Source organism: Micromonospora sp. WMMD1082, from assembly GCF_029626175.1.
Lineage (GTDB): Bacteria > Actinomycetota > Actinomycetes > Mycobacteriales > Micromonosporaceae > Micromonospora.
Genome location: NZ_JARUBM010000002.1, coordinates 5,948,903 through 5,975,018 on the forward strand (window position 1 = coordinate 5,948,903; position 26,116 = coordinate 5,975,018).

General features: G+C 74.2%; 25 protein-coding genes and 1 pseudogene. 14 read left to right on the top strand and 12 right to left on the bottom strand.

Annotation, left to right across the window (positions count from 1 at the left end; all coding sequences use genetic code 11):
• Positions 1-38: 38 nt before the first annotated feature.
• Together O7615_RS27465 and O7615_RS27470 are read right to left on the bottom strand one after the other, a co-directional pair.
• Positions 39-620 (bottom strand): TetR/AcrR family transcriptional regulator, encoded by a 582-nt coding sequence (locus tag O7615_RS27465; RefSeq protein WP_278180678.1) that lies wholly within the window; start codon positions 618-620, stop codon positions 39-41.
• A 72-nt stretch (positions 621-692) separates the two neighbouring features.
• Complete coding sequence (locus O7615_RS27470; protein WP_278180679.1) at positions 693-1,082, bottom strand: helix-turn-helix domain-containing protein; 390 nt, start codon at positions 1,080-1,082, stop codon at positions 693-695.
• A 110-nt stretch (positions 1,083-1,192) separates the two neighbouring features.
• Here O7615_RS27470 and O7615_RS27475 point away from each other — a divergent pair, with 110 nt between their 5' ends.
• A complete protein-coding gene (locus O7615_RS27475) occupies positions 1,193-1,843 on the top strand; it encodes an NAD(P)-binding domain-containing protein (RefSeq protein WP_278180680.1) in 651 nt (216 codons plus the stop codon).
• Here O7615_RS27475 and O7615_RS27480 read toward each other — a convergent pair.
• A complete protein-coding gene (locus O7615_RS27480) occupies positions 1,836-2,591 on the bottom strand; it encodes a DinB family protein (protein ID WP_278180681.1) in 756 nt (251 codons plus the stop codon). The genes O7615_RS27475 and O7615_RS27480 overlap by 8 nt on opposite strands.
• A 283-nt stretch (positions 2,592-2,874) precedes the next feature.
• Here O7615_RS27480 and O7615_RS27485 point away from each other — a divergent pair, with 283 nt between their 5' ends.
• The gene (locus O7615_RS27485) at positions 2,875-4,758 is read left to right on the top strand and encodes a calcineurin-like phosphoesterase family protein (RefSeq protein ID WP_278180682.1); all 1,884 of its coding nucleotides are present in this window, start codon (positions 2,875-2,877) and stop codon (positions 4,756-4,758) included.
• Between the two features lie 132 nt (positions 4,759-4,890).
• Entirely contained in the window at positions 4,891-5,436 is a 546-nt protein-coding gene (locus O7615_RS27490) for a hypothetical protein (RefSeq protein WP_278180683.1), read from the top strand.
• Between the two features lie 71 nt (positions 5,437-5,507).
• On the opposite strand, the gene O7615_RS27495 is transcribed toward O7615_RS27490, so the two are convergent.
• Entirely contained in the window at positions 5,508-6,263 is a 756-nt protein-coding gene (locus O7615_RS27495; protein ID WP_278180684.1) for a class I SAM-dependent methyltransferase, read from the bottom strand.
• Between the two features lie 168 nt (positions 6,264-6,431).
• Between O7615_RS27495 and O7615_RS27500 the strand changes: the two are divergent.
• From O7615_RS27500 to O7615_RS27510, 3 genes and pseudogenes are all read left to right on the top strand, one after another.
• Positions 6,432-7,106, top strand: a pseudogene (locus tag O7615_RS27500) (hypothetical protein); the annotation flags it as partial.
• Between the two features lie 573 nt (positions 7,107-7,679).
• Positions 7,680-8,966 (top strand): MFS transporter, encoded by a 1,287-nt coding sequence (locus O7615_RS27505; protein ID WP_278180685.1) that lies wholly within the window; start codon positions 7,680-7,682, stop codon positions 8,964-8,966.
• A gap of 12 nt (positions 8,967-8,978) precedes the next feature.
• Complete coding sequence (locus O7615_RS27510; protein WP_278180686.1) at positions 8,979-9,734, top strand: hypothetical protein; 756 nt, start codon at positions 8,979-8,981, stop codon at positions 9,732-9,734.
• Here the strand turns inward: O7615_RS27510 and O7615_RS27515 are convergent.
• A complete protein-coding gene (locus O7615_RS27515; protein WP_278180687.1) occupies positions 9,620-10,228 on the bottom strand; it encodes a class F sortase in 609 nt (202 codons plus the stop codon). The two genes, O7615_RS27510 and O7615_RS27515, sit on opposite strands and share 115 nt — an antisense overlap.
• An 81-nt stretch (positions 10,229-10,309) precedes the next feature.
• The gene (locus O7615_RS27520) at positions 10,310-10,801 is read right to left on the bottom strand and encodes a hypothetical protein (RefSeq protein ID WP_278180688.1); all 492 of its coding nucleotides are present in this window, start codon (positions 10,799-10,801) and stop codon (positions 10,310-10,312) included.
• A gap of 311 nt (positions 10,802-11,112) precedes the next feature.
• Between O7615_RS27520 and O7615_RS27525 the strand changes: the two genes are divergently transcribed.
• On the top strand, positions 11,113-12,369 hold the full coding sequence (locus tag O7615_RS27525; protein ID WP_278180689.1) for a lycopene cyclase family protein: 1,257 nt from the start codon (positions 11,113-11,115) through the stop codon (positions 12,367-12,369).
• Positions 12,370-12,388: 19 nt separating this feature from the next.
• Here O7615_RS27525 and O7615_RS27530 read toward each other — a convergent pair whose 3' ends face one another.
• Positions 12,389-12,928: a GNAT family N-acetyltransferase gene (locus O7615_RS27530; RefSeq protein WP_278180690.1), complete on the bottom strand. Its 540-nt coding sequence runs from the start codon at positions 12,926-12,928 to the stop codon at positions 12,389-12,391.
• Between the two features lie 71 nt (positions 12,929-12,999).
• Here O7615_RS27530 and rnhA point away from each other — a divergent pair, with 71 nt between their 5' ends.
• The 5 genes from rnhA to O7615_RS27555 all read left to right on the top strand — a co-directional run bounded on the left by rnhA (position 13,000) and on the right by O7615_RS27555 (position 16,702).
• Positions 13,000-13,479, top strand: a complete 480-nt coding sequence (gene rnhA / locus O7615_RS27535) for a ribonuclease HI (RefSeq protein WP_278180691.1) — start codon at positions 13,000-13,002, stop codon at positions 13,477-13,479.
• Positions 13,480-13,541: 62 nt separating this feature from the next.
• A complete protein-coding gene (locus tag O7615_RS27540; protein ID WP_278180692.1) occupies positions 13,542-14,534 on the top strand; it encodes a LacI family DNA-binding transcriptional regulator in 993 nt (330 codons plus the stop codon).
• Positions 14,535-14,580: 46 nt separating this feature from the next.
• On the top strand, positions 14,581-15,264 hold the full coding sequence (locus tag O7615_RS27545) for a GNAT family N-acetyltransferase (protein ID WP_278180693.1): 684 nt from the start codon (positions 14,581-14,583) through the stop codon (positions 15,262-15,264).
• Entirely contained in the window at positions 15,261-16,130 is an 870-nt protein-coding gene (locus tag O7615_RS27550; RefSeq protein WP_278180694.1) for an arylamine N-acetyltransferase, read from the top strand. Before O7615_RS27545 ends, O7615_RS27550 begins: the two co-directional genes overlap by 4 nt.
• A 5-nt stretch (positions 16,131-16,135) precedes the next feature.
• On the top strand, positions 16,136-16,702 hold the full coding sequence (locus O7615_RS27555; RefSeq protein WP_278180695.1) for an NADPH-dependent FMN reductase: 567 nt from the start codon (positions 16,136-16,138) through the stop codon (positions 16,700-16,702).
• 25 nt (positions 16,703-16,727) lie between these two features.
• Here O7615_RS27555 and O7615_RS27560 read toward each other — a convergent pair whose 3' ends face one another.
• Positions 16,728-18,422, bottom strand: coding sequence for an LLM class flavin-dependent oxidoreductase (locus O7615_RS27560; protein ID WP_278180696.1), 1,695 nt, complete (start codon positions 18,420-18,422; stop codon positions 16,728-16,730).
• A gap of 109 nt (positions 18,423-18,531) precedes the next feature.
• Between O7615_RS27560 and O7615_RS27565 the strand changes: the two genes are divergently transcribed.
• Both O7615_RS27565 and O7615_RS27570 read left to right on the top strand, forming a co-directional pair.
• A complete protein-coding gene (locus O7615_RS27565; protein ID WP_278180697.1) occupies positions 18,532-19,080 on the top strand; it encodes a MarR family winged helix-turn-helix transcriptional regulator in 549 nt (182 codons plus the stop codon).
• Between the two features lie 55 nt (positions 19,081-19,135).
• Entirely contained in the window at positions 19,136-19,738 is a 603-nt protein-coding gene (locus tag O7615_RS27570) for an MBL fold metallo-hydrolase (RefSeq protein ID WP_278180698.1), read from the top strand.
• 206 nt (positions 19,739-19,944) lie between these two features.
• On the opposite strand, the gene O7615_RS27575 is transcribed toward O7615_RS27570, so the two are convergent.
• From O7615_RS27575 to O7615_RS27590, 4 genes are read right to left on the bottom strand one after another with little or no spacing between them, the layout of a single operon-like run.
• A complete protein-coding gene (locus O7615_RS27575) occupies positions 19,945-22,332 on the bottom strand; it encodes a tetratricopeptide repeat protein (protein ID WP_278180699.1) in 2,388 nt (795 codons plus the stop codon).
• Entirely contained in the window at positions 22,329-24,092 is a 1,764-nt protein-coding gene (locus tag O7615_RS27580) for an ABC transporter permease subunit (protein ID WP_278180700.1), read from the bottom strand. Before O7615_RS27580 ends, O7615_RS27575 begins: the two co-directional genes overlap by 4 nt.
• Complete coding sequence (locus O7615_RS27585; RefSeq protein WP_278180701.1) at positions 24,089-25,381, bottom strand: extracellular solute-binding protein; 1,293 nt, start codon at positions 25,379-25,381, stop codon at positions 24,089-24,091. The genes O7615_RS27580 and O7615_RS27585 overlap by 4 nt, the downstream gene beginning before the upstream one ends.
• A complete protein-coding gene (locus O7615_RS27590; protein WP_278180702.1) occupies positions 25,378-26,022 on the bottom strand; it encodes an ATP-binding cassette domain-containing protein in 645 nt (214 codons plus the stop codon). Before O7615_RS27590 ends, O7615_RS27585 begins: the two co-directional genes overlap by 4 nt.
• Positions 26,023-26,116: the final 94 nt, after the last annotated feature.

Sequence of the window (26,116 nt, forward strand, 5' to 3'; positions counted from 1 at the left end):
GAATGCGCCCTTCTGGCACAGGCGTATCTACGGGAGTGTCAGATGGGCGTGGGGAAGGTGCCGTCGGTGGCCAGCTCAAGCAGCAGGCGGCGGGCCGGTGCGATGCTCGCCTCGTCCTCTTCCCCGTACAGGACGGCGATGGCGATCCCCTCGGCGGCCCGGCGCACGATCAGGATGCGTTCGGTGCTGAGCCCGTCCAGCGCGAACTGCTCACCCCACCAGGCGCCGTGCTCTTTCAGGACCGCGGCGACTGCGGGGATCGCGTAGAGACCGCTCCAGATCGGCGCCGCGGTGAAGTCGCGCGCGGCCACCGCGTCCGCACTTCCCGCGCAGAGTGCGCGAACGTACGCGCGGAGCATCTTGCCGGGGTAGTTCTCGGACAGGTCGAGGTGGCGGAGAACCGCCTCCCGGAACCGTTCGTGCGCATCTTCGACCACGGCGATCACCAGCTGATCCCGATTGTCGAAGTGGTGGATCAAGCCACTCTTGGACACTCCGGCGACCGAGGCGACCTCGGCCAGGGTGACCGCGGCGCCCTTCTCCAGGATCACCTGGGTGGCCGCATCCAGCACCGCACGCCGCGTGCGCTCGGTGTTGCGCGTCTGTCGCCCCTCAGCCACCGGATCACCCGCCCCGCGTCGACACTGCAACCGACCAACTGGTCTACAATACAACACGGGTGAACGGCAAGGTCATTCGCCGGTGGAGGCCCTGCGTGCCGTGAAGCGTGCCTGCGCATCGACGACCGCGTCGGCGTACCTGGTGGCCCAGGTGCCCATCATCCGCATCGGTTCCAGCAGGGCGCGACCCGCCTCGGTCAGCGCGTAGTCCACCCGAGGCGGCGCTTCCTGATAGGGCCGGCGTTCCACCAGGCCGTTGTACTCCAGCCGGCGCAGCGCGTCGTTGAGCACCTTCGGGCTGATCCCGCCGATCCGGGTGAGCAGCGCCGCCGGTCGCGCCGGCCCGTCGGCGGCGATGGTGAAGACCACGACGCTGTCCCAGCGGTTGCCGAGCACCTCGAACGCCACCCGGGCCTGGCAGTCGGAGGTGTAGCCGTCGCGTCGATCGGCGGAACCATCCACGCTCCCATCCTGCCCCAGGCGTCGCACACCAATCGGTCTGCATCGCCGCGACTACCGTCCGGCCCGACGGACCGCGGAGTTGCCGTGGGGCGTGGAACGGAGGGCAACGGGTGAAGATCGGCGTACTGGGAACGGGCGGGATGGCGGCGGCGCTCGGTGGCGCGTGGGTGGCGGCCGGGCACGAGGTGGTGATCGGCGGCCGAGATCGGGAGCGGGCGCGACGGACCGCCGACCGCGTTCGCGCCGCCGGGCACGGCGGTCTCGGTGCCGCGGCGCGCCACGGCCAGGCGGTCCTCGTGGCGGTGCCGGCGGTTGCGGCGCCGCAGGTGGTGACCGACGTGGCCGGGATACTCGCCGGGCGGACGGTCATCGACTGCACCAACCCCCTGGTGCCGACCGGAGACGGGCCGATGCTCGACACGGGCGCCGCCGGGTCGGTGGTGCGGCAACTGGCGGGCGCCGCCCCCGATGCCCGCCTGGTCAAGGCGTTCAACCTCTGCCACGTCAGCGTCTGGACGCTGCGTCCCCCGACGTTCGAGGGGGTGCCGCTGGCCGTGCCCTACTGCGCTGACCACCCCGGCGCCGCCGCCGCGACGCAGACCCTGATCAGCTCGATCGGTTGTACGCCCGCGCCGTGCGGCGGGCTGGCGCGGGCGGCCTACCTGGAGGCGACCGCGGCGCTGGCGATCGGGCTCTGGTGGGCGGGCGGGCAACCGCGCGCCGCTTTCCCCTCGCCGGCGGAGGCGCCGCCGGTCACCTGAGGACGGGTGTGCCGGTAGACGAGGAGCCCTGATGCTGCGCGTCGAGGTCACGGAGCGCGTAGCGGAGATGCTCCCACTCCTCGTCGAAGATCACGTGAAGGCAGTCCAGGACCGACGCCTCGTGCTCGGGTGACCAGGCGGTGGGCCGAGGCTCGGCGAGCAGCTGCGGCGTGACGGTCGCGAGGAAGTCCCGCACGATGGCCTGCCGCTCGGCACGCACTTGGAGCACCTCGGCGAAGGTCGGCTGCTCCGCCACGAATATCGACATGTCGAAGCCATCGGTCTCGTACTCGCTGTGTGGCTGGCCGAGCGGGTGGAAGGGCTGTGGCAGACGCAGGGCCGCCTTGCCCAGCCAGGCGTCGGTGGCGAACGCGAGGTGGCGCAGCGTCTGCGCGAACGACCACTCGCCGTCGACCGAGACGTCGACGGCGCCCTCGGGCATGGACATGACCCGGTCGACCGCGGCCGCCCAGGCCCGTTCGGTCGCGGCCCACGCCGCGCCAAGGGTGCTGGGCTCCGTCGCCTGCTTCAGCTCGCGCCCCGGGAACCGCCGGTTGAGCTCCGCCTCGACGAGCGGCGCGACGTCGACGCCGTTGACCAGGAGTGCGCCGTCGGCCAGCCACGGTGCGTCGATATCGAGCCCCCGCACGTCGACGCCACGCATCACCGCGCCGGCCAGCGTCGACCTGCTGAACCGCGCACCCCGCAGATCCCGGTCGACGAACGTTGCGACAGTGTCCTGGACCACGGCGTCCCTCCATCCGGTTGGCGATCGCGGCGATGCTAGCGCCCGGGTCCGACAACCCGAGCCCGACGCGGCCGGGCCGGCGGCGGCGGGCATCGCGCGGCGCGGGGATCCGGAGTGGCACGCCGACCCGATGGCGATCGCGTGAACTCTTGAGGCCCACGACTACGGCTGAGGTTTCCCGCAGATAGGGGGCTTTGTTCAGATTAATCAGGAAGGGTCGATTTCTGTCGGTCAAGCCCGACCGGCGTCGTCCCGACGACTCAACGGAGATTAGCGCATGTTGATGTCCTCAACGCGAGTACGCAGCAAACTCCGCGTCGCCCTGACCGTCCTCACCGCCGCAGCGGTCGCGGGTGCGACCGCCTCGACCGTCCCCACGTCCGGCGCGATGGCGAACCGGACGGCGAAGACCTGGAACGAGACCGCCTACCGAGGCCACGTCGAGGTGGTCCGCACCCCCGGCGGCCCGACCGACCCCGCCCACCTGACCGGCCGGGTCTTCGTCGACCGGAACCGCGACAGTGCCAGCGACCCGAACGAGCGCGGCCTCGCCGGTGTCGTGGTCTCGAACGGCCGCGACGTCGTCACCACCGATCGCCACGGGCGCTACCGGCTCCCGGTGTACGACAACATGACGGTCTTCGTCACCCAGCCGTCCGGCTACCAGGTGCCGGTGGACGAGTTCAACGTGGCGCAGTTCCACTACCACCACCTGCCTCAGGGCTCGCCGGCGCTGCGCTACGGCGGCATCGCGCCGACCGGTCCCGTGCCCTCCGCGGTGAACTTTCCCCTGGTGGAGAGCGATCTGACCAGGTCCCGGGAGCAGCACTGCGTGATCGCGGGCGATCTGCAGACGTACAACCAGACCGAGGTAAAGTACGCCCGCAGAGGGGCGATCGGCGACCTCGCCAAGCGCCACGACTACCAGGGCTGCGGTAGCCTGTTCATCGGCGACGTCGTCGGTGACGACCTGTCGCTCTACCCGGACGTGAAGAGGCTGACGCGGCTCACCAACGGGCCGGCCCGCTTCCTGCCCGGCAACCACGACCTCGACTTCGACGCGACCTCGGCCGAGCACTCGTTCGACACGTTCCGCGCGCAGCTCGCCCCCGCGTACTACTCGTACGACGTCGGCAACGTGCATGTCGTGGCGCTCAACACCGTGCGCTACCCCTGCACCCCGGACGTCGACAACCCGGACGGTACGCGGCCCAGCTGCAACGACCCGGTCAACCAGCCCCGATACAACGGCCGGCTCGACGAGAACCAGCTCGCGTGGCTGGCCCGTGACCTGGCCACGGTCGGCCGCGACAAGCTGGTCGTGGTCGCCAGCCACATCGGGCTGCTGAACTTCGCCGACGAGGGCAGCCCGATCCACCAGGTCGACCAGGTGCGCGAGGTGCACGATCTGCTCAAGGGCCGCAAGGCCGTCGCCGTCGCCGGGCACAGCCACTCGATCGAGAACATGAAGACCGGTGACTCCGTCCAGGGCTGGCGTGACCTCTTCGGCGTCGACGGGCTGCCGTTCCCGCACATCACGGCCGGGGCCATCGCCGGCGACTGGTATTCCGGCGAGGTGACCGACAGGGGCTACCCGACCGCACTCCAGCGTGACGGCGGCCGGCCCGGTGTGCTCACCCTCGACATCAAGGGCAGCTCGTTCAAGGAGCGGTTCACGGTGACCGGCGAGAGCGACCGGGTGCAGACGCAGCTGGGCATCAACAGCCCGGCCTACCGCGAGTGGTACGTCGCGCGGGCCGCCTGGAACGCCCAGCCGCAGGGTCCTGCGCCGGAACTCGGCGACCCGCACCTGATCGACCGCGTGGACCTTGCCGGGACGACCTGGCTCACCACCAACTTCTTCGTCGGTGCCACCGGCTCCACCGTCAGGGTCGCCATCGACGGCGGTCGGGCACGGTCGGCCGCCCGTACCCAGCCGATGCGCGGCGAGGACCAGCTGGTCGGTCCGGAGTGGTCCGACCCGACTGCCGTCGCGCAGCAACTGGTCCACGGCGGCAGTCGGGCGGACCGGTCGATGCACCTGTGGCGGTTCGCGCTCCCCGCCGACCTCGCCGACGGCCGGCACCGCGCCGTGGTCACCGCCACGGACTCGTACGGCCGCCAGTTCACCGACGTCCTGCACTTCCGCGTCGTCGCACAGCGATAACCGTTCTCCTCACCCGTCTTCCGGGCCGCCACCGTCGCACCGGTGGTGGCCCCGGGCGGCGAAACCGTCGGGCTGATCGCCCGCCGCCCGGCCGGACCGGGCTGCCGCGAGACGCATCGCTACGCTGCCGGCATGGACGTCGAGAAGCGCCTGCGGCGTACCCGCGGGTGGTTGTGGATCGTGGTGGTGGGCCTGCTGCTGAGCGGGGTGACCGCGTTCCCGCTCGAGATCGAGCTGCGCTGGCTGCTGCGGGCGGTCGACCCGTTCGCCGACCAGTTCCCGGCGCTGGTCGGCTGGATCGAGCGGGTCCACATCGGGCTGGTCGAGACCGGTGACCGCTACCCGTTCATGCGGTACGGCACCGACTGGCTCGCGTACGCCCACCTGGTGCTCGCGGTGGCGTTCTGGGGGCCGCTGCGCGACCCGGTGCGCAACGTCTGGGTGGTCCAACTCGGCATCATCGCCTGTGTCGGGATCGTGCCGCTGGCGCTGATCTGCGGGCCGATCCGGGAGATCCCGTGGTTCTGGACGATGGTGGACCTGTCCTTCGCCGTCGGGGCGTTCCCCCCGCTGTGGTTCGCGTACCGGCACATCCGGGCGATCGAGGCGCAGCGGGCCGACCCGGTGGGCCCGGACCGACGGTCGACGTCAGAGGTCTCGGGATCGGCGCGTCCGTAGTGACCAACGGCTCCGCGTCCGCCGGCTGTTGGCGTCGGGTGCCGCGCCGTAGAGCGGCCACGCCGGGCCTGTCAGGCAACGTCAGGATGGTCCGCGGGAATGCGGTAGACGGACACGTGGGACCGCGACTCCGCGGTGAACTCGGCACCGGCCCAGTCCGCGTGCCTGGCTTCCAGCTCGAACCCGGCCAACTGAGCCATGAGATCGAGTTCGGCCGGCCAGATGTAGCGGTGCGGGCTACGGAACAGCCCGGCCTGCCGGCTGTCGTCGAACGAGAAGTGGTGCGACACGACGTGCTGGCGAAGGACGTCGTAGGTGTCCAGACCGATGTATCCCGGCCGGGCAGCGAACACCATGGCCTGCTGTCCGGGTGGGAGTTTGCGCAGCTCCGGCACCCAGAGCTCGATCACGAAGCGGCCACCGGGTAGGAGATGGCGCGCGGCGTTGTGGAAGCACGCGACCTGTTCGGCCTGGGTGAGCAGGTTGGAGATCGTGTTGTAGACCAGGTAGACGAGCGTGTACTTCCCCGGCGCGGTGGCTGACGCCATGTCACCGGTGATCACCGGGATCGACGCCTCGTCGGCCTTCGTCCGCAGCTGGGCGATCATCGGAGGGGACAACTCGATGCCGGTGACGGGCACTCCTCGCTCGGCGAGCGGTACCGCTACCCGGCCCGTGCCGATGGCGAACTCGAGCGCCGGCCCGCCACCCGCCAGACCGGCGAGGCGGTCCACGGCCGGTCCCAGGACCTCGCGGGCGAACATGCCGGTGCCCGGCGTGTCATAACGCTGGGCGGCCTCGACGTCCCAGATCTCCTCCTGACGCATGCCGCCACGATCCCCCAGCCGTACGGGCCGGTCCAACGACTTTCGGTCACGCTCCGCGCGGATCGTCAACACCGCGTGCTCGGCGTCGGCGACCGGGGGTGTTTTTGGGGCGGACCAGCCGGGTAGGTCGGGCCGGACGACGCACCCGCCCCCTGGGAGGACCATCCGATGCGAGACAACTTCGGTGATGCGGCGGGGGACACCCTCCGCTCGATACTTCTCTTTCTGCCCAAGGCCGTCGCCTTCGTGGCGATCCTGGTCGTCGGCTGGCTGATCGCGAAGGCGGTCCTGAAGCTCGTGGACCGGCTGCTCGAACGGGTCGGCTTCGACCGCGCGGTCGAGCGGGGCGGGATCCGCCGGGCACTGGCCCGATCCCGCTACGACGCCAGCGACATCGTCGCCCGGCTGGCCTACTACGGCATCCTGCTGCTCACCCTCTACCTGGCGTTCGGGATCTGGGGGCCGAACCCGATCTCCGATCTGATCGCCGGGGTCATCGCCTGGTTGCCCCGCGCCTTCGTCGCGATCGTCATCGTGGTCGTCGCCGCCGCCATCGCGAGTGCGGTCAAGGACATCATCTCCGGTGCGCTCGGCGGCCTGTCGTACGGCCGGCTGCTGGCCACCGTCGCCTCCGTGTTCATCCTCGGTCTCGGCGTGATCGCCGCGCTCAACCAGATCGGCGTCGCCACCGCCGTGACCACGCCGGTGCTGATCGCGGTGCTGGCCACCGTCGGCGGCATCCTCGTGGTCGGCGTCGGCGGCGGTCTGGTGCGGCCGATGCAGAGCCGCTGGGAGTCCTGGCTATCCCGCGCCGAGCAGGAGTCGCGGACCATCGCCGAGCACGCCCACGCCTACTCCGCCGCCCGCCGCGACACCGCCGAGCGCTCCGCCGACCCGACCCCCGGCACCCCGACCCCCGGTACGCCCACCGTCTACACCACGACCCCGGCCGGGCCCGCGGTGGCCACGTCGTCCGGGCCGGTGACCGGCGAGCCGGACGGCGTCACCACGTCCACCACCGGCTCCCCGGTGGTGGACGACCCGGAGGCGACCCAGGTGGTCACCGCACCCGGCATCGACGCCGACCCGACCACGCCGCTGCCGCGCCAGGACGACCCGGACACCACCCAGGTCACCTCGCGCGCTCCGGACGTGCCGGCGCAGCGCAGCGCCGACGACAGCGACTCGACGATGGTCCTGCCGAGAACCGACGACCAGCGCTGAGCGGCCCGCGGCGGGACGGAACCGGAGGCGGTTCCGTCCCGCCGCCGCGTTCCGGCGGGGCCGTGGCGCACCGCCGCGCAAGCTAACATCACCGTCATGACCTGGCGACATTGATGCACCCGCCGAGGCCGTGGGCCGCCTGCGGACGCCGTGACACCGCGTCCGTCACCCGTCCCACCCCGGAAGGCCTCGATGACCCCGACCTCACCGCGTGCCCGCCGCCTGGCCGGCACGCTCTACGCGTACGCGTTCCTCACCGACCTGGTCCTGCTCTATCCGGTGTACGCGCTGCTGTTCGCCGATACCGGCCTGTCGGTCGGGCAGATCTCGTCGCTGTTCGTCATCTGGTCGTTGGCCGGCATCGCGGTGGAGGTGCCCTCCGGCGCGTGGGCCGACGCGACCTCCCGACGGCGGCTGCTCGGCCTCGCGCCGCTCTGCACCGCCGCCGCCTTCGCCCTCTGGACGCTCGCACCGTCCTATCCCGCGTTCGCCGCCGGTTTCGTTCTCTGGGGAGCCGGCGGAGCGCTCGCCTCCGGCGCGACGGAGGCCCTGGTCTTCGACGAACTCGACCACCTCGGTGCGGCGGACCGGTACGCCCGCGTCATCGGCCGGGCGCGTACCGCCGGCACCGTCGGGGTGCTCGTGTCGATCGTGCTGGCCAGCCCGGCGCTCGCGCTCGGCGGCTATCCGGCGGTCGGCGCGGCCAGTGTGGTGGCCTGCCTGCTCGCCGCCGCCGTCGCCACCCGCCTACCCGAACACCGGGCAGGGTCGACGGACCTCACCGGCCACACCCGGGACGCTCCCGGCGAGGCGGACGAACCCGGCTGGTGGACCGGTCTGCGGGCGGGCGTCGCCGAGGCCCGTGGCAACCCGGCGGTACGCGGGGCCGTGCTGCTCGTCGCCGTGGTCACCGCTGTCTGGGGTGCGCTGGACGAGTACACCCCGCTGCTGGTGCGGGACACCGGAGTCGCCCTGACGACGGTGCCGCTGCTGCTCCTGGTCGTGACGGTCGGGCAGGTCGCCGGTGGCCTGCTCGCCCCGGTCGGTCAGCGGCTACGCATCCCCGGGTACGCGGTGCTGCTGGCCGGCTCGGCGCTGGCCCTGGCCGGTGGCGCGTTGCTGGCCCATCCGGCCGGGTTCCTGCTGGTGGCGGTGGCCTTCTGCGGTCTCCAACTCGCCTCGGTGCTGGCCGACGCGCGCCTACAGGCCCGGATCGGTGGGCCGGCCCGGGCCACGGTCACCTCGCTGGCCGGGATGGGCACCGACCTGACGATCATCGCGGTGTACGCCGGGTACGGTCTGGTCGCCACCCTGGCGGGGCATCCGGCGGCGTTCGCGGTCGCCGCCGTGCCGTACCTGGTGGTCGCGGCGGCGCTGGTGATCCGCCCGGCGGGTCGTCGGGGGCCGTCCGCGCCCGTGACGGCGCCCCCGGCTCGGGACGACCTGGTTTGGCCCCACCCGCCGGGACGGCCCACCTAAGCGGCCGTGTCGATGTCCTCGATCGTTGCCCGCAGCCCGCCGCAGGCCGGCCGGGGGCGTCGGCGCAGTTCCCTCGGGCTCCTGGTCGGTCAGCGGGATCCGGTGCGGGCGCCCCGGCGGCTGCCGAACGACTCCATCGTGGTCGCCCGCTTCGTCGGCGTCCTGCTGGCCGCGCGGGACCGGGAGGCCGTGGCCTGCGTGGCCGCGGTCTTCCTGGTCGGCGCCCGCTTCGTGGTCGCCTTCGCGCCCGGCGCCCTCGTGCCCGGTGCCTTCGTCGTGGCCTTCGCGGCCGGGGCCTTCTTCGCCGCCGCCTTCTTCGCCGGGGCCTTCTTCGCGGCGGTCGCCTTGGCGGTGGGCCGGCGGGTCGGGGTGGTCGTGGCGGAGACGGCCTTCTTGCGGGCCACCCGCGCGCTCGTCGGGGTCGGCTTCCCGCCCGGTGTCTTCGCGGCCGTCGCCCCGGTGGCCCGCTTCGCCGCCGTGGCCACCTTCTTCGCGGCCACCTTGCCCGGCGGCGGGGCCTTACCCGCCCCGGTCTGCTTCCTGGACCGTGCTGCCTGCGCCATCGTCGCTCCTCGGGAGTCTGCCGTGGGCGACGGTCTTCCCGGCGCCCCGGCGGTCAAACGCACGTGCCCGACGGTCGAACGCGTGCGGGGTCATGAGGCCCGGGTGGCGAAGACGATGACGTTGTCGACGTACTCGCCGCTGCTCCGGTCGAACCGGCCGCCGCAGGTGATCAGGCGGAGCCTGGCCGTGCCGCCGGAGCCGTAGACCAGGTCGGTGGGGAAGCGGTCCTTGGGGTACGCCTCGACGCCCTCCACGGCGAAGTGGACCACGCTGGCGTCGTCGCGGCTGATCTGGACGGTGTCGCCGGGGCGCAGCCGTCCGAGGTCGAAGAAGACGGCCGGGGAGTTCCGGGAGTCCACGTGGCCGACCAGGACCGCGTTGCCGATCTCGCCGGGGCTGACCCCGGGGCGGTACCAGCCGGCGACGGCCGGCCGATCCAGCGGTGGCACCTCCAGCGCCCCGGCCTCGTCGGCGGCGACGGGCACGAGTGGTGCGCGTACGCCGATGGCCGGGATCCGGACCTCGACGGGGGTGGCGCGGGGCAGCGGCGGCAGGCTCGGCGCGGTCACCGCGCGGTGCGGGGCGCCGTCGGGTTGCGGCGGCCCGGCCGGCAGCCGGGTCAGCCCCGCGCCGACCAGCGCGAGGCCGGCCACCGCGAGGAACGCGAGCAGGATGCGGCCCAGGTGGTACGCCCGCACGGGAGCCTCCGATCGCCGGTGCCCGCACCGTGCTGCACGGTGCGGGCACCCGCCGCGGGATGGATGGAGTGTGGTCGTGGGTCAGCGCGTCGCGGCGATGGTCGCGTGCCGGCGACGGCGGGCCAGGATGACGGCACCGCCGAGCGCGGTGGCGAGCAGGGTGGCACCGGTGGCCAGGGTTCCGGCGCCGTCGTCGCCGTCGCGGCCCCCGGCCTGCGCACCGCCGATCGGGGTGACCGTGAAGGTGGCGCCGCCGTCGGGCGTACCGTCGCCGCAGGTGGCCGCCACCGTGTACGTGCCCAGGGTGAACCCGGCGGTGAACAGTTCGGCGCTCAGTCCGCCACCGGCGGCGGCGGTGGTCGAGCGGACGTTCTGGTCGCGGTCCGGCCCGGTGACGCGGAAGATCGCGTCGCCGGATGCCGGGTTGCAGTTGGTCGCGGTGAGTACGACGGTTCCGCCGACCGGCGTGGTCGACGGCGACACCGTCGTGTCGGCCAGCGCGGTGCCCGGCAGCAGCAGCGCGCCGAGGGCAAGGCTGCCCGCCGCCGGTACGAGAACTCTTGTTGCCTTCATACGCGTCTTCCCTCACTTTTCGTCCGCTGACTGCTGGGACGTCGTTCGGGTGGCCAACTCCGTGACTAGCACCGGTGTGCCCAACACTAGGTGGGATGGGACCTCGATCCGGTGAAAATGAGAAATCCTCGTTGCCGTCCCGTGTCCTCCCGGGAGACGGAGGCGTCGCCGAAGGACCGGGCTCGGGTCCGGCGGGTGCGGCATCACGTCGATGCCCGGTGTGCTCACCCCGTCACGGCTGCACGATTCGTCGTACCCCGGATGTCGAGCGCGGCCTCCGGTGGCGCCCGGACGTGTGGCAGCGTGATCGGATGCACGCCCCGCCGGTCGACGTCGATCTCGCCCTGGTCGGTGCGGGCGGCGCCGCCTCGCTGGTGCTGGCCGCGCTGGCCCGCCACCGCGTACGCGACCTGCGGATCGCCGTCGTCGACCCGGTGCACCGGCGTGGCCAGGACCGGACGTGGGCCTTCTGGGACCGCCCGGGCAACGACCTGGACGAGCTGCTCAGCGCCAGCTGGTCGCGGGTCGAGGTGATCACGCCCGGCACGCACCAGGCCCTGGACCTGGCCCCCCTGAGGTACGCGATGCTGCGCTCCGGCCCCATCTACGACCGCGCTGCCGAGGCGGAGCGGCGTCTCGGCGTGACCCGGATCGTCGCCGGTGCCGAGACGCTCGACGACGACGGCGAGCGGGTGCTGGTGCGTACCGTCGGCGGCCGGCCGGTGCTGCGGGCCCGCTGGGTGCTGGACTCCCGGCCGCGACCGCCGCGGCGCCCCGGGCGGACCAACTGGTTGCAACACTTCCGGGGCTGGTGGCTGGCGGCCGACCGGCCGGTCTTCGACCCGGAACGGGCCGTGCTGATGGACTTCCGCACCCCGCAGCCGGCCCGGGGCGTCTCCTTCGGTTACGTGCTGCCGGTGGACAGCCGGTATGCCCTGGTCGAGTACACCGAGTTCGCACCCGATCTGCTCACCGGCGCGGCGTACGACGCGGCGCTGGCCGGCTACCGGGACCTGCTCGGTCTCGATCCGGCCCGGCTCACCGTCACCGAGGTCGAGAACGGGGTGATCCCGATGACCGACGGCCCGTTCGTGGCCCGCCCCTCACCCCGGGTGGTACGCCTCGGCACGGCCGGTGGCGCCACCCGCCCCTCGACCGGCTTCACCTTCTCCGCCATGCACCGCCAGGCCGAGCAGGTAGCCCGTGCGGTAGCCGCCGGACGGCCGCCGGTGCCGGCGCCCGCGTACCCCCGCCGGCACCGCTGGATGGACGCGGTCGCCCTGCGGGCGCTGGACCGCGACCTGGTCGGTGGCCCGGAGTTCTTCGGCCGGCTCTTCGCCGGCAACCCGGCGCAGCGGGTGCTGCGCTTCCTCGACGGCCACACCAGCGTGGCCGAGGACCTGGCGGTGATGCGCTCCACCCGGCTGCGGCCGATGCTCACCGCCACCGTGGCCGATGCCGCCGGCCGGCTCCGCGACCGGCTCGCGCCGGGGCACCGTCCGGAGTGGACGGTGCCGCCACCCGTCGGCGGCCCCGACCCCCCGAGCGTCGGCGGCCCGGTTCACTGAGCCGGCGTCGGCGACCCGGTCACTGAGCCGCGTCACCGCCGGCCGCGGACGGGTGCCCGGCGTCGGCGGCGAGCGCGTGCAGTCGCTCCCCGTCCAACCGGAGCACGTCGAGTTCGTCGAGGGTGCGGGCGTGCAGCCGTCGATAGAAGCGCAGGGCCGGGTCGTTGGTGCGCAGCACCCACCATTCCAGGCGGGCGCAGCCGCGCGCCACGGCCAGCGCCGCCAGGTGGGCCAGCAGGGCCCGGCCGACGCCGTTGCCGCGCTGCTCCGGCCGCACGTACAGGTCGTCCAGATGGATGCCTGGCCGACCGGCCACCGTGCTGTAGGTCGGGTAGTAGAGCGCGAAACCGACCGGCTCGCCCGCGACGGTGGCGACCACCGCCTCGGCGGCCGGGTGGGCGCCGAACAGGGCGCGCGCCACGTCCGCCGGCTGTGCCGTCACCTCACCGGGGAAACCCTCGGCCTCGGTCAGCTCGACGATGAAGCGGTGCAGCACTTCGGCGTCACCCGGCTGCGCCGGCCGGATCAACAGCCGGGTGTCGGCGACAAGATTGCTCACCCGGTCGACTGTAGGGCCCCACCGGCGCGGCCGGGTGCCCGCCGGCGGGGAGGCTTCGGTAGGTTGGCCGGATGGTGGACGAGACGGCCGGCCCGGTGGTGCGGATCTGGACCGACGGCGCGTGCAGCGGCAACCCCGGGCCGGGCGGCTGGGGTGCGCTGCTGCGCTACGGCTCCCACGAGCGTGAACTGCGCGGCGGCGAGGCGAGCCCGACCACCAACAACCGGATGGAGCTGACCGCCGCCATCGAGGCGCTGGAGAGCCTGACTCGCCCGGCCACCGTCGAGCTGCACACCGACAGCACGTACGTGCGCAACGGCATCACCAGTTGGCTGGCATCCTGGAAGCGCAACGGCTGGCGGACGGCGGCAAAGCAGCCGGTGAAGAACGCCGACCTGTGGCAGCGGCTGGAGGCGGCCTGCGCCCGGCACCGGATCACCTGGCTGTGGGTGAAGGGGCACAACGGGCACCCGGAGAACGAGCGGGCCGACGCGCTGGCCAACCAGGGGATGACCGAGGCCCGGACCACCCCCGCGGGCGCCCGCCGCTGACGGTCGAGCGGCCGGCCCTCGTCGGGCACGATGGAGCGAGGACCCGGCACACCGGAGGGAACATGGTGCGATCGCGGCCGTCCCAGCCCACCCTCGCCGACGTGGCCCGCGCGGCGGGAGTGTCGACGGCCACCGCCTCGCGGGCGCTCAACGGCACCGGCCCGGTCTCCGCGCCGGTGCGCGAGCGGGTGCGGCGGATCGCGGCCGACCTGTCGTACGTGCCAAACCCGCTGGCCGTCTCCCTGGCCCGCCGACGCGGGCACCGGGTGGTGATCGGCGTCGTCGCGACGCACGCCCAGATGCTCACCGACCAGTATGTGGCCCGGCTGGTCGGTGCCGCCGCGCGGGAGGCCGACGCGCACGGCCTCGGGGTGTCGACGCGGTGGCTGCGCCCCGGTGACGTCACGCCCGTCGCCGACGCCGCCCGCGACCGTGGCGTACACGGGTTGCTGCTGGTCAACCACAGTCTCCAGCTGCTCGACGCGGTGCCGGTGGCGCTGCGTGGCCGCGTCGCCGTGGTGGGGCCCGGCTTCGGCCGGGTCGCCGCACACGACGTGGACACCCGGGCGGCGATGCACGCCAGCCTGCGGCACCTGATCGACGGTGGCCGGCGGCGGATCGCGATGCTGACCGGGCCGGGATGGGTGCCGAGCATGCGGCAGCCGGTCGCGGCGTACCGGGCGAGCATGCGCGAGCACGGCCTGCCCGTCCGCACGGTGACCGGCGGGTTGAGCCTGGAGACCGGCGCGGCCGGGGCACGTCGGGTGTTGCGGAGCTGGCCGGACACCGACGCCATCGTGGCGATCACCGACGTCACCGCGCTGGGCGCGCTGCGGGAACTGGCCGACTCGGGCCGCCGCGTCCCCGACGACGTGGCCGTGGTCGGCTTCGACGACGTGCCGCTGGCCGCGCTGGGCCGCCCGGCCCTGACCACCGGCACCCACCCGGTGGAGCGGATCGCGGCCGGTGCCCTGCGGTGCCTGCTCGACGGCACCGCCGCCGCCGAGGCCGAGGTGGTGCATCCCTCCACGCTGGTGCCGCGGCAGAGCGCCTGACGTCGGCACTTGCGGTGAAAGCGCTTGCACACCGTACGGTCCGGGCATGGACACGACGGGGAGACGCCCGCATCCGGTGATTCGACCGTACCGGGGCGAGGACCACGACGAGGTGTACGACATCTGCGTACGCACGGCCGCCGCGGGTGGCGACGCCCGGGGGATGTACGCCAGCGACGACCTGATGCCCGATCTCTTCGCCGGCCCGTACCTGCACCTCGAACCGGAGCTGGCCTTCGTGCTCGCCGACGGGGCGCGGGTCGTCGGGTACGTGCTCGGCACGGCGGACACCCCCGCCTTCGTCCGCGCCTACCGGGACAGCTGGATCCCCCGGCTGGCGCACCGCTACCCGGCACCGGTCCGGCCGCCCGCCACACCCGACGAGGAGATGATCGCCCTGCACCACCGGCCGGAGCGGATGCTGCTGCCGGAACTGGCCGGCTACCCGGCCCACCTGCACATCGACCTGCTGCCGGAGTACCAGGGCGCCGGGCACGGTCGTCGCCTGGTCGAGGTCTTCCTCGCGGCGGTGGCGCGCGCCGGGGCGCGGGCACTGCACCTCGGTATGGCGACCGCCAACGTGCGCGCCCGCGGCTTCTACGACCGGTTGGGCTTCCACGAGATCCCGGTGCCCGATCCGGGTCCGGTGACCTATCTGGGGCGCCCGACCCGCAGCTCACCGGCGGGGTCGACGAACGGCGGCGGGCTCGCCCCGGAGGTGTCACGGTGACCGTCGAGAGTCGCCCCACCGTGCCGGTGCCGGCCGCGGAACCGGACGACGGGTGGCAGCGCGAGCCGCTCGACCTACCCGCGTACCTGGCCCGGATCGGCCACCGGGCGAGGCCGGCGGTGGGCGTGGCGACCCTGGTGGCGCTGCACCGCGCCCACGTGGCGGCGATCCCGTTCGAGAACCTCGACATCCCGCTGGGGCGGGGGGTGAGCGTCGAGCTGGCCGCGATCCAGGCGAAGCTCGTCGGGCGGCGGCGCGGCGGCTACTGCTTCGAGCACGGCCTGCTCTTCGCGGCGGTGCTGGACCGTCTCGGCTTCGCCGTCACCCGGCTGCTCACCCGCACCGGCGACCCGGCCGTGCACCCGCGTCCCCGCTCGCACCTGGTGCTGCGGGTCCGGCTCGGCGACGCCGACTGGCTGGCCGATCCCGGGTTCGGCTCCGGACTGCTCGAACCGGTCCCGTTGCTGCACAACCGGGTGCACCGGCAGGGGCAGTGGCGGCTGCGCACCTGGCGCGGCGCCGACGGCGGCTGGCGGTTGCAGCAGCGGGGGACCGCCGGCTGGGAGACCCTCTACACGCTCTCCGCCGAGGCGACGTACCCGGTCGACGTGGCGGGCGCCAACCATCTCACCGCGACCAGCCCCGGCTCGCCGTTCGTCGGGCAGCCGGTCGTCGTGCGCAAGGACGACGACCAGGTGCGGCGGCTCGTCGGTCGGGAGTACACGGTCGAGCGGGCCGACGGCAGCACCGTCACCCGCGCCGTCGCCGACGCCGAGCTGGGCCCGGTCCTGGCCGAGTTGGGCGTCGACCTGCCCCCGGCCGACCTCGCCGTACTGGCCCGATCGACCACCCATCCAGAGAGGTGATCCACATGACCGACGTGCCGATCCGACTGGCAGTCATCATCGGCAGTGTCCGGGCCGAGCGGACGGCGCCGCGCGTCGCGGACTGGCTGCTCGCCCGGCTCAAGTGCCACGCCGACCTCGACATCGACCTGCTCGACCTGGCCGGGCTGGACCTGCCGGCGGCGATGGACGGCACCGGCGACGCCCGCGTCTTCGCCGACCGGATCCGGCAGGCCGACGCCTACCTGGTGCTCACCCCCGAGTACAACCACGCCTACCCGGGACCGTTGAAGACCGCCATCGACAGCGCCAACCAGGAGTGGTGGGCGAAGCCGGTCGCCTTCGTCTGCTACGGCGGCACGTCCGGCGGCCTGCGCGCGGTCGAGCAGCTGCGACTGGTCCTCGCCGAGCTGCACGCGGTGACCCTGCGGCACACGGTCTCCTTCCCCAACGTGTGGGAACGGTTCGACGCCGAGGGCGGCCTGCGGGACGCCGCGCGGGCCGAGGAGCAGCTGGACACCCTGCTGGCCGGTCTGCGCTGGTGGTCGGCGGCGCTACGCACGGCGCGCGCCGCCGCCCCGTACCCCGGCTGAGTTCACCCGTCCTGGTGACCGAGAATCAGTGCGCGCCCAGGCGGGCCAGCGGTTCGACCAGCTCGCGCTCCTCGTAGGACAGATGCGACAGGAGCGTGTCGCTGAGCAGGTCCACCGCGGCCCGCAACTCGGCCATCCCGTCCGGGGCGGCGACGAAGGCGACCAGCGCGCGGTCGACGCCCTCCAGCACGTCGTGGATGGCGTGATGCTCCTCCACGAGCCGGTCGATGACCGGCTTGAGCCGCGGGTCGGCCCGCCGCAGGTGTGGAAAGAGCGACCGATCCTCGATCGTGTGGTGGGTGGTCACCACCCGGCAGTACGACTCGCAGTAGGTGCCCAGCGTCCACTTGTTCTGCCGCATCGTCATCGTGTTGATGTGCGAGCGGGCGGCGCCCACGTCGATCAGCCCGGCGGCGACCTGCTCGACGAGATCGTGGATCTGGGCCAGTTCGGCCCGTAGCCCGTCGTGCACGTCGATCAGGTGCTGCGCGCCGGCCTGCTCGTGCGCCGTGTAGGTGCGCGCCGGGTCGGGTGCCGGCCCCGTCGGTCGGGCCGACTCGTCCCACACCCGCACGTCACTGCGGCGTACGCCGTCGTCGGGTGTCGGCACCACCGCGAACGGCCCCGCCCCGCTCCAGCCCCGACGCCCCACCGACCGCCCCGCGGCACCGGCCCGTGTCGCGGCCGAGGTTCCTCCGGTGGCACCGGCCCGTGCCGTGGCCGAGGTCCCCTCGGTGTTGCCGGCCGTGCCGCGCGTGCCGCCTGCGCCCGTGCCGTCTGGGTCGCTCGCGTGGGCCCCGACGGCCTGCCCATCCTTACCGGCCGGGCGGGTGGAGCGTTCGGCGGCGACCAGTTCCCGGGTGGCCGGAGCCACCTCGGCGGCGAAGCGCCGCAGGTCGTCCGGGTCGTCACTGCCGAGGATGAACGTGCTGATCCCCTCGGTCAGCGCCAGGTCGGCGAGTTCCTCGGCCCACTGCTCGGCCGGGCCGTCCAGCGGGCCGCGGCCGGTCGCCGCGAACCGCCCGTTGACGTTGAGCAGCCGGCGTACCTCGGTCGGGGACCGGCCGGCCCCGGCGGCGGCCTCGTCGATGATCGCATTGCCCCGGGCCAGGTCGCCGGGTTGCAGGTAGGCCAGCGAGGGAAGCCAGCCGTCGGCCCGACGCCCGGTCAGCGCGAGCATGCGGGGCTTGTAGGCGCCGAGCCAGATGCCCACGTCGTGGGCGGGAGCCGGCCCGCGCTTGGCGCCGACCGCCCGGTGGAACTCGCCCTCGACCCGTACGCCGCCACGGGCGTCGGCGGCCCAGATCTGCCGGATGATCTCGATCGCCTCCGTCAGGGCCTGCACGCCCTGCCCGGGGGAGAGGCGCCGCCCGCCCATCGCCTCGATGGCGTCCCAGAACGCGCCGGCGCCGAGGCCGAGTTCCATCCGGCCGTCGCTGAGCAGGTCGAGGCTGGCCACGGCACGGGCGAGCACGGCGGGTGGGCGCAGCGGCAGGTTGGTGACGTTCGCGGCGAGGCGTACGCGTTCGGTCCGGGCGGCGACGAAGCTGAGCAGCGTCCAGGTGTCCAGGAAGGCCGGCTGGTACGGGTGGTCCTGGAAGGTGACCAGGTCGAGCCCGACCTGCTCGGAGAGCAGGGCCAGGCGCACCGGCCGGGCCGGGTCGGCGTTGCCGGGCGTGAGGAAGGACCCGAAGGTCAGCGGGTGCCCGTAGTCGCTCATCTCGGCGTTCCTTCCGGTTGGGCGGCGGCGGTCACCGCACCTCCGCGATGTTATTGCGTACAGAACATCATTGCCCAATAAAGTATGTGATCTGCGATAACCTGGGGGGATGACCGGTGCGCAGGCCAGCGACCCCCATCCCGACCCGATCAACGAGGATCTCGGGTGGATGCTCGGCGTCGTCTTCCGTGCCTACGTCCGCGCCGCCGACCACGCCGTCGGCGACCTGCCGGGCGGGCCCCGGGGCTACCAGGTGCTCACCGCGGCCGACCGGCAGCCCGCCCGCAACCAGGGCGCGATCGCCGAGGAACTGGGCATCGACCGCACCGTGCTGACGTACCTGATCGACGACCTGGAACGCGACGGGCTGGTGGTCCGGCGACCCGACCCGGCCGACCGGCGCAGCCGCCTGGTCACCCTCACCGAGGCCGGCCACGAGGCCGCGCGACGCCGGCGGGAGGCGCTCCGGACGGTCGAGTCGCACCTGCTCCGGGCGCTGCCTCCCGAGGAGGCCGTGACGCTGCGGGCGCTGCTGCAACGCGTGGCCTGCGCGGCGCAGGCGCTCGACCCGCTCACCGACCTGTGCCAGGTGGTCGAGGAGGCGGTGGAGCGGCCACCCGCCGGCCGGGGTGGCCGCCACCGGCCGGCGCGCACCTGACGGCGCCAAGTCGCCGGGCACCGGCGGCGTGGTGCTCCCCGTACCGTGCGGGGCTATGCGGATCACCAAGTACACGCACTCCTGCGTCCGGCTCGAACATGACGGTCGCGTCCTCGTCATCGACCCCGGCACGTGGAGCGAGCCGCGCGCCCTGGTCGGCGCGGACGCCGTACTGGTCAGCCACGAGCACGTCGACCACATCGACGTGCTCCGGCTGGCCGGCCTCGGGGTGCCGGTCTTCGTGCCGGAGGGCGCCGCCCTGCCGGACCTGGCGCCGCTGCCGGTGACCCGGGTCCGGCCGGGCGAGCGGTTCACCGCCGCCGGTATCGAGGTCACCGCGGTCGGCGGCCGGCACGCCACCATCCACGACGGGCAGCCCGACTGCGCCAACCTCGGCTACCTCGTCGCCGACGCGGTCTACCACCCGGGCGACTCGTTGCACCCGCCCGGTCGGCCGCTGCGGACCCTGCTGGTGCCGGCGCAGGCGTCCTGGCTCAAGCTGACCGAGGCGATCGACTTCGCCACCGGGATCGGCGCGCCCGAGGTCTTCCCGATCCACGACGCCCAGCTCAACGAGCGCGGCCTGGCCAGCGTCAACGGCTGGTTCGGCGAGACGGTGCCCGGCTACCGGTACCTCGCCCCCGGCCAGACCGCCTGACGGTGCGGCCGGTCCGGGCCAGACCGCCTGACGGCCCGGCCCGGACGGGCCGCGCCGGGTGGACCCCGCCGCTCCGCCCCGGCCATCGACGAGGGCACCGCGATCGTCGCCTCGGTCCGTCGCGCGCGGTAGGTCGGGGCCCGGTCAGGTCGTCGCGGGCGGTAGGTCGGGCCGGTCGGTCACCCCGGGCGGTAGGCCGGGCCCGGTCAGGTCACTCCCGGGCGGGATTCGGGGGAGCGCTCGCCACCGAGGCGGGCATCCGCCACCCGCTGACCGTCCTCGTCGCCCGCCAACTCGCAGATTGCCGCCGCGTCCACCCAGTGGCGGCGGGCCTCGTCGTCGTCGCCGAGCGCCGCCGCCGCGTCACCCAGATGCAGCAGCGTCCGGCCCAGCCCGGCGTCCGGACGGCCGCCCTCGCGCAGCCGCCGGCTCTCGGCCAGCAGCCCGTACGCCTGGCGGGCCTGCCCCGGTGCCACGCCCAGCAGCGCCGCCCCCGCGTTGAGCAGCGCCGCCGCCCGGTTGGTCGGGTCGCCCACCGTCTCGTACTCGCGCAGCGCGGCCCGCCACGCCTGCGCCGCGTCGAGGTGCTCGCCCATCGCGGAGTGCACCAGCACGAGGTTGGTCAGCGCCGCCGCGTAGCCGCGCGAGTCACCGAGCGAGCGGAACGTGTTCGCCGCCCGTACCAGCAGGTCGTGGGCGGCCTCCAACTCGCCGCGCGCCAGCCTCGCCGCACCCAGCCCGAGATCGCTGAGCGCCTGACCGGCCCGGTCGGCACCCGCGCGGTGCCGGCGCGACAGCTCCAGATGCTCCACCGCCTCGTCGGTGCGGCCGAGGTCGAGCAGGGCCAGGCCGAGATTCATCCGCGCCTGCGCGGTGCCGCGCCGCCCCCGCCCGGCCACCGCGAGACTGAGCGCGGCCACCGCGCCGTACGGGTCGTGCCGGCGCCGCCGCAGCACCCCCAGCTCGTTGTGCGCCCAACCGGCGATCTCGGGCCGGTCCTGGGCGCTGGGATTGGCCAGCACGGTCTGGCACACCTCCTCCCACTCGTCCCGCCGCTCGACGTGGGCGAGCCACCCGCACAGCGCCACGGCCAGCCGGAACCACCAGTCCCGCACCCGTCGCGGCAGCGCCTCCACCGCGCCGGCCGGCACCTTCACCACCGCCAGCAGCAACTCCTGATGCAGGTCGAGCCAGCCGTACGGGTCGTCGTCGGGCAGCCGGTGATCCCGGTCGAGCACGCCGGCCATCCCCAGCCCGGCCATGTGCTGCTCGGCCCGGCGGGCCAGGTGCCGGGTCAGCCGGGCCTGGACGGTGACCCGACGGTGCACCGGTTCGGCCTCCCGCAGGTGCATCCGGGCGTACGCGGCGAGCAGCGGCCGGACCTCGTACCGGTCGCCGGGCGCGCCGACGACGAAGGCACCGTCGGCGAGTTCGTCCAGCAGGGCGGCGATCCGGTGCGGCCGGCGACCGGCGAGCGCGGCGATGGTCGCCCGGTCCAGCGGCACCGGGCTCAGCGACAGCAGCCGCCACAACCGGCGGGCCTGCCCACTCAGCGCGTGGTACGCGGTGTCGCGCGCGGTGACCAGCCCGGTCACCGGCGAGACGCCGACCCGCTGGTGCGGCGGCGTGTCGGCGGCGCGACGCAACGCGTGTAGCACGTCGGCGTGCCGCCAGCCGTGCTGCGCCGTACGCCGCCCGAGTTCCGTCACCGTGCGCGGCTGCCGCCCGCACAACTCCACGATGGTGCGCACGGCCGGGTCGGTGCGCGGGTCCGGGCGGTGCGGGCGCGCCACGGCCGTGGCCGCACCGGCGTCCGCGAACATCTCCACCGCGTCACCGACGTCCGGTTCGGCCAGCCAGTACGCCACCACCCCGTCCACCGCGGCGAGCCGGCCGGTGCCGGCGAGCAGCAGCCGGCAGTCCCGGGCGGTCGGCGGCAGCAGCGGCCGGACCTGGGCCGGACTGTCCACGTTGTCCAGCACCAGCAGCACCTTGCGGCCGTCGAGCTGGCCGCGCAGCTCGTCCGCGGCGTCGGCGAGGTCGTCCGGCCGGCCGGAGCGCGGGGCGGCGGTGCCGAGGATGCGGGCCAGCGCGGTCAGGACCTGCCTCGGCGAGCGGGCCCGGCCGCCCCGGCGCAGGTCGAGGTAGAACTGCCCGTCGGGGAAGTCCGTCCGGCTCAGGTTCGCCGCCTGGATGGTGCACCAGGACGTGCCGACGGCGCGCCGGCCCACCACCGCCACCGCGTGCTCCGGGGCGAGCATGGCGACCACGGCCTCGGCCTGGCCCCGCCGGCCGGTGTATCCCGCCGGCCACGGCAGCGTGGGTGCGCTGCTGGTCGCCGCGGTCTCGCCGTCGTCGTCGGTCAGCAGCTGCTCCCGTTGGCGGCGCCGCCACTCCACGACGAAGGTGGCGACCACCCCGATGGCCGCCAGACCCAGGCTCGCCGAGCCGAGGACGGCGACGGAGAGCTCGGAGAGCAGGTTGCCGGTGACGTTGCCGAGCACGGCGCTGACCCCGGCGCCGACCACCCCGCCGACGGCGAGCAGGATGCTCAGCAGCCGTGGCCGGCGGGCGGACCGTCCCGGCGGGGTCACCGGACACCCCCGGCGACCAGGCCGGCGACGACCTGCCGGCGGGCCAGGACGAACACCAGCACGGGCAGGATCGAGGCGAGCACGCAACCGGCGGCGAGCGTACCGCTGCCGGCCACGAAGCCACGGTTCTGTCCGGCGAGGAACAACCCGAGCGGGGCGGCGTCCGGGCCGCTGAACAGCAGCCCCACCACCAGGTCGTTCCACACCTGCACGAACTCCAGCACGGCCACCGCCACCAGCGCGGTGCGGTGGTGCCGGGCCAGCCGGCGCAGCGTGCCCCACCAGTGCCGCCCGCCGACCCGGGTGCCACGGATCTGCTCGGCGGGCAGGTCGGCGAAGGCGTTGCGCAGCACCAGCACGGCGAACGGCACACCCAGCGCGATGTGCACCAGGGCCACGCCCCGCGCCGTGCCGGAGGAGAGCGCCAGGCCGAGGACCTCGTTGAGCGGACCGGCGATCACCTGCACCGGGACCACCACCGCGGCCATCAGCACCAGCCCGGTGGCCTGGGCCGCCGGCCCGGTCAGCCAGGCCAGCGGGTAGGCGGCGAGCAGCGCGACGCCCAGCACCGCGGCGGTGACGACCGTGGCGAGCACCAGCGTGAAGCCGAGGCTGCGCCACAGCTCCGGACCGGTGAGCACCGCCGCGTACGAGTCGAGACTCGGTCGGCCGGACCACCAGCCTCCGGTGGCCGCCCGCACCGGATCCTGCAACGAGGTGGCCGCCAGCACTCCCAGCGGGAGCAGCCAGGCGATGGCCGCACCCGCGGCGAGCATCCGGACCAGCCGCCGGGGTGGCGGCGCGGGCGCGGTGTCGCCGGCCGGCTGCCGGGGTGGCGGCCACGCCTGCCGGACGAACAGCGCCACCACCAGCATGCCCGCGGTGACCGCGACCAGCCAGATCACTCCCAGGGCGGCGCCCTCGCCGGTGGTCGTCGCGCCGGAGGTCTGCCAGATCCGCAGCGAGAGCACCGACGCCTCGTCCCGCACCGAGCCGGGCGTCATCACCAGGATCAGGTCGAAGGTGCGGCTGGTGCCGACGGCGACCAGGGCGAAGACCACCGCGACCGTACGCAGCAGCAGGGGTCGCCACTGCGCGTCCCAGAGCACGTCGCGGCGGCTGCCGCCGAAGGCGCGTACCGCGTCGACCAGCCCCGTCGGCACGGCGTCGAGGGCGGCCCGGAACACCAGCATGGCCAGCCCGACCCAGGCCCACACGAAGGCCGACATCACGGCCACGGTGACCAGCTCCGGCCCGAGCAGCTGCGGCACCTGTTCCGGGGCGCGTCCGGTGACCCGGGCCAGCAGCAGGGTGACCAGCCCACGCCGCGGGTCCGGGTCGTAGAGCAGCCGGAAGGTCACGCCGGTGACCACCAGCGGCAGCGCGGTCGGCACCACCAGGATGAGCCGGACCAGCCAGCCCTCCTGGGAGCGCCGGGAGGCGGCGGCGAGCAGGTAGCCCAGCACCGTGACCACCGTCGGCACCAGCAGCGCCCACAGCAGCGTACGGCCGATCACCGCGCCGGTGTCGGGGGCGGCGAGGGCGGCCCGGTAGTGCTCGGCGCCCACCCAGCGGCCGTCGGTGGTGACGCTGGCCTGCGCCGTTCGCAGCACCGGCCAGGCCAGCAGCCCGCCGAGCAGCAGCGCCGCCGGTGCCAGCAGTGCCCAGGCGACGCCGGCGGCCGGATAGGCCCGGCCCCGCCGGGGCGGCCCGACGTCGTCGAGCACCGCCAGCTCGCCCAGCAGCGGCCCCCGGCTCACCGCCCGCCCTCCGCCGCCCGCGCCGCCTCGGCGAGCGCCCCGGTGGCCCGGCGGACGGCCTCCCGAGCGGCCACCCCGTCGGTCACGTCCATGAAGAAGTCCTGCATGATCCGCCAGATCCCGACCCCGTCGGTGCCGGTGAAGGTCCCCGGCAGCCGGTCGGAGAGGTCGAACTGCACGGTGTCGGCGGTGCGCAGCTCGTCGGCCAAGCGGCCGCGCAGCGGGTCGCGGTAGCTGCCCGCCGGCACGGAAAGGTTGGGGGAGAGGTAGCCGCCGGCGTCCAGCCAGGGCTGGAAGGCGCCCGCGTCGCTGAGCCAGCGCACCAGCTCCACCCCGCCCTCGGAGCCGGCGAACGCCACCGCCGCGTCGCCGCCGACGATCAGCGGCTGGCTGGCCACCCGGGCGCCGGGAAACCGGAACGTGGCCAGCGGCTCGGTGCCGCGACGGAACCGGCCGACGACCGCGTCGACGAAGTCGGCCTCGAACACCATCGTCGCGTCGCGATGGTGCACCACCTGGATGACCGACTCCTCGAACTGGGTGAGCAGGGCCCGTCGCCCGCCGTCCGGGAACGCGCCGTCGACGCTCCACAACTCGGCGAGCCGGTCCAGCGCGTACCCCACCGGCCGGTCCCGCCAGTCGGCCTCGCCCCGGGCCAGCGCCTCGTACAGGTCGGCACCGGCGACGTCGGCCAGCACGTTCTCGAACCAGTCGGTGAGCACCCAGCCGTCGGCGGCACCGATCGCCAGCGGTGCCGGGCCCGCGCCCGCCCGGTGCCGCGCACCGAGCCGGCGGGTCAGGGTGACCAGTGCGTCCCACGTTCTCGGCGGCTCGGCCAGCATCGACGGGAAGTACCAGAACAGCGACTTGTGCGCCGCCTTGACCCACACGCCGTAGCGGCGCCCGTCGACGCTGAGCAGATCCGCCATGCCGGCCGGCGCGGTGTAGCTGGTGGCCGGGGTCACCTCGCTGAGCCAGCCACGCTGGGCGTACTCGACGACCAGACCCGAGCGGGGCAGGATCGCCACGTCGGGGCTGGTGCCGGCGGAGCGTCGCGCGGTCAGGAAGGCGTCGATGTCGTTGCCCACGCCGATCACCTGCACCGTCGGGGTATAGCCGACGACCACCTCACGGAACCGGGCCAGCTCGCCACCGGCCCAGACGACCGCCACCTGCACCGACCGCCGGCCCCGAGCGCATCCGCCGGCACCGGCCGCGGTCACCGTGGCCGCGGCGGCGGTCGCAGTGGCGCGCAGCAGGGTGCGGCGGCGCAGCCCGATCCCCGTCACGGGCGTACCTCCCGACGGGCCGGCCCGGGCAGCCGTTCGCTGGTCGCCGAGAGCCGGTCGGGCACGTCGACCAGCACCTCGTCGGCGGCGGAGCAGATCAGCACCGTCACACCGGCGGAGTCCGGCGGGGCCAGCCGGCCGACCAGGTCGGGCAGGCGCACCCCGTCGACCGCGGCCGGCAGGTCGACCACCAGCACCTCGGGCAGGCAGGCCATCGCCCGGGCGATGGCGACCCGGAACCGCTGCGCCTCGGTGAGCAGGTGCGGGCGCAGGCCGAGGGTCGGGGCGAGTTCGAGGCGGTCGACCAGGACGGCCGCCCAGCCCTCGGCGACGTCGCGTACCTGCCGGCGACGCCGCTGGCCGTAGGAGATGTTGCGGGCCACGGTGAGGTGGGGCAGCAGGGCGCCGCCGGCCGGCACGTACCCGATGCGCCGTCGTGGCGGCGGCAGGTCGGTGACGTCGCGGCCGCCGACCAGGATCCGGCCGGCGACCGGCGCGGCCAGCCCCACCAGCACCCGGGCCACGGCGGTGCCCAGCCTCGGCCGGGCGAGCAGGGCCACCGTCGCGCCGGCGGGAACGTCGATGTCGAGCGGTGGGATGTCCGGCACGGCAACGAGTTGGTGCGTGCGTAACGTGACCATCACCTCCGGCGACCGTCGTCGATATCTCAGAGTGTCACAGGTGGACCACGCCTGGCGTGCCACCCTCGCGGCCGTCCACCGTGGCGTGCGGCGG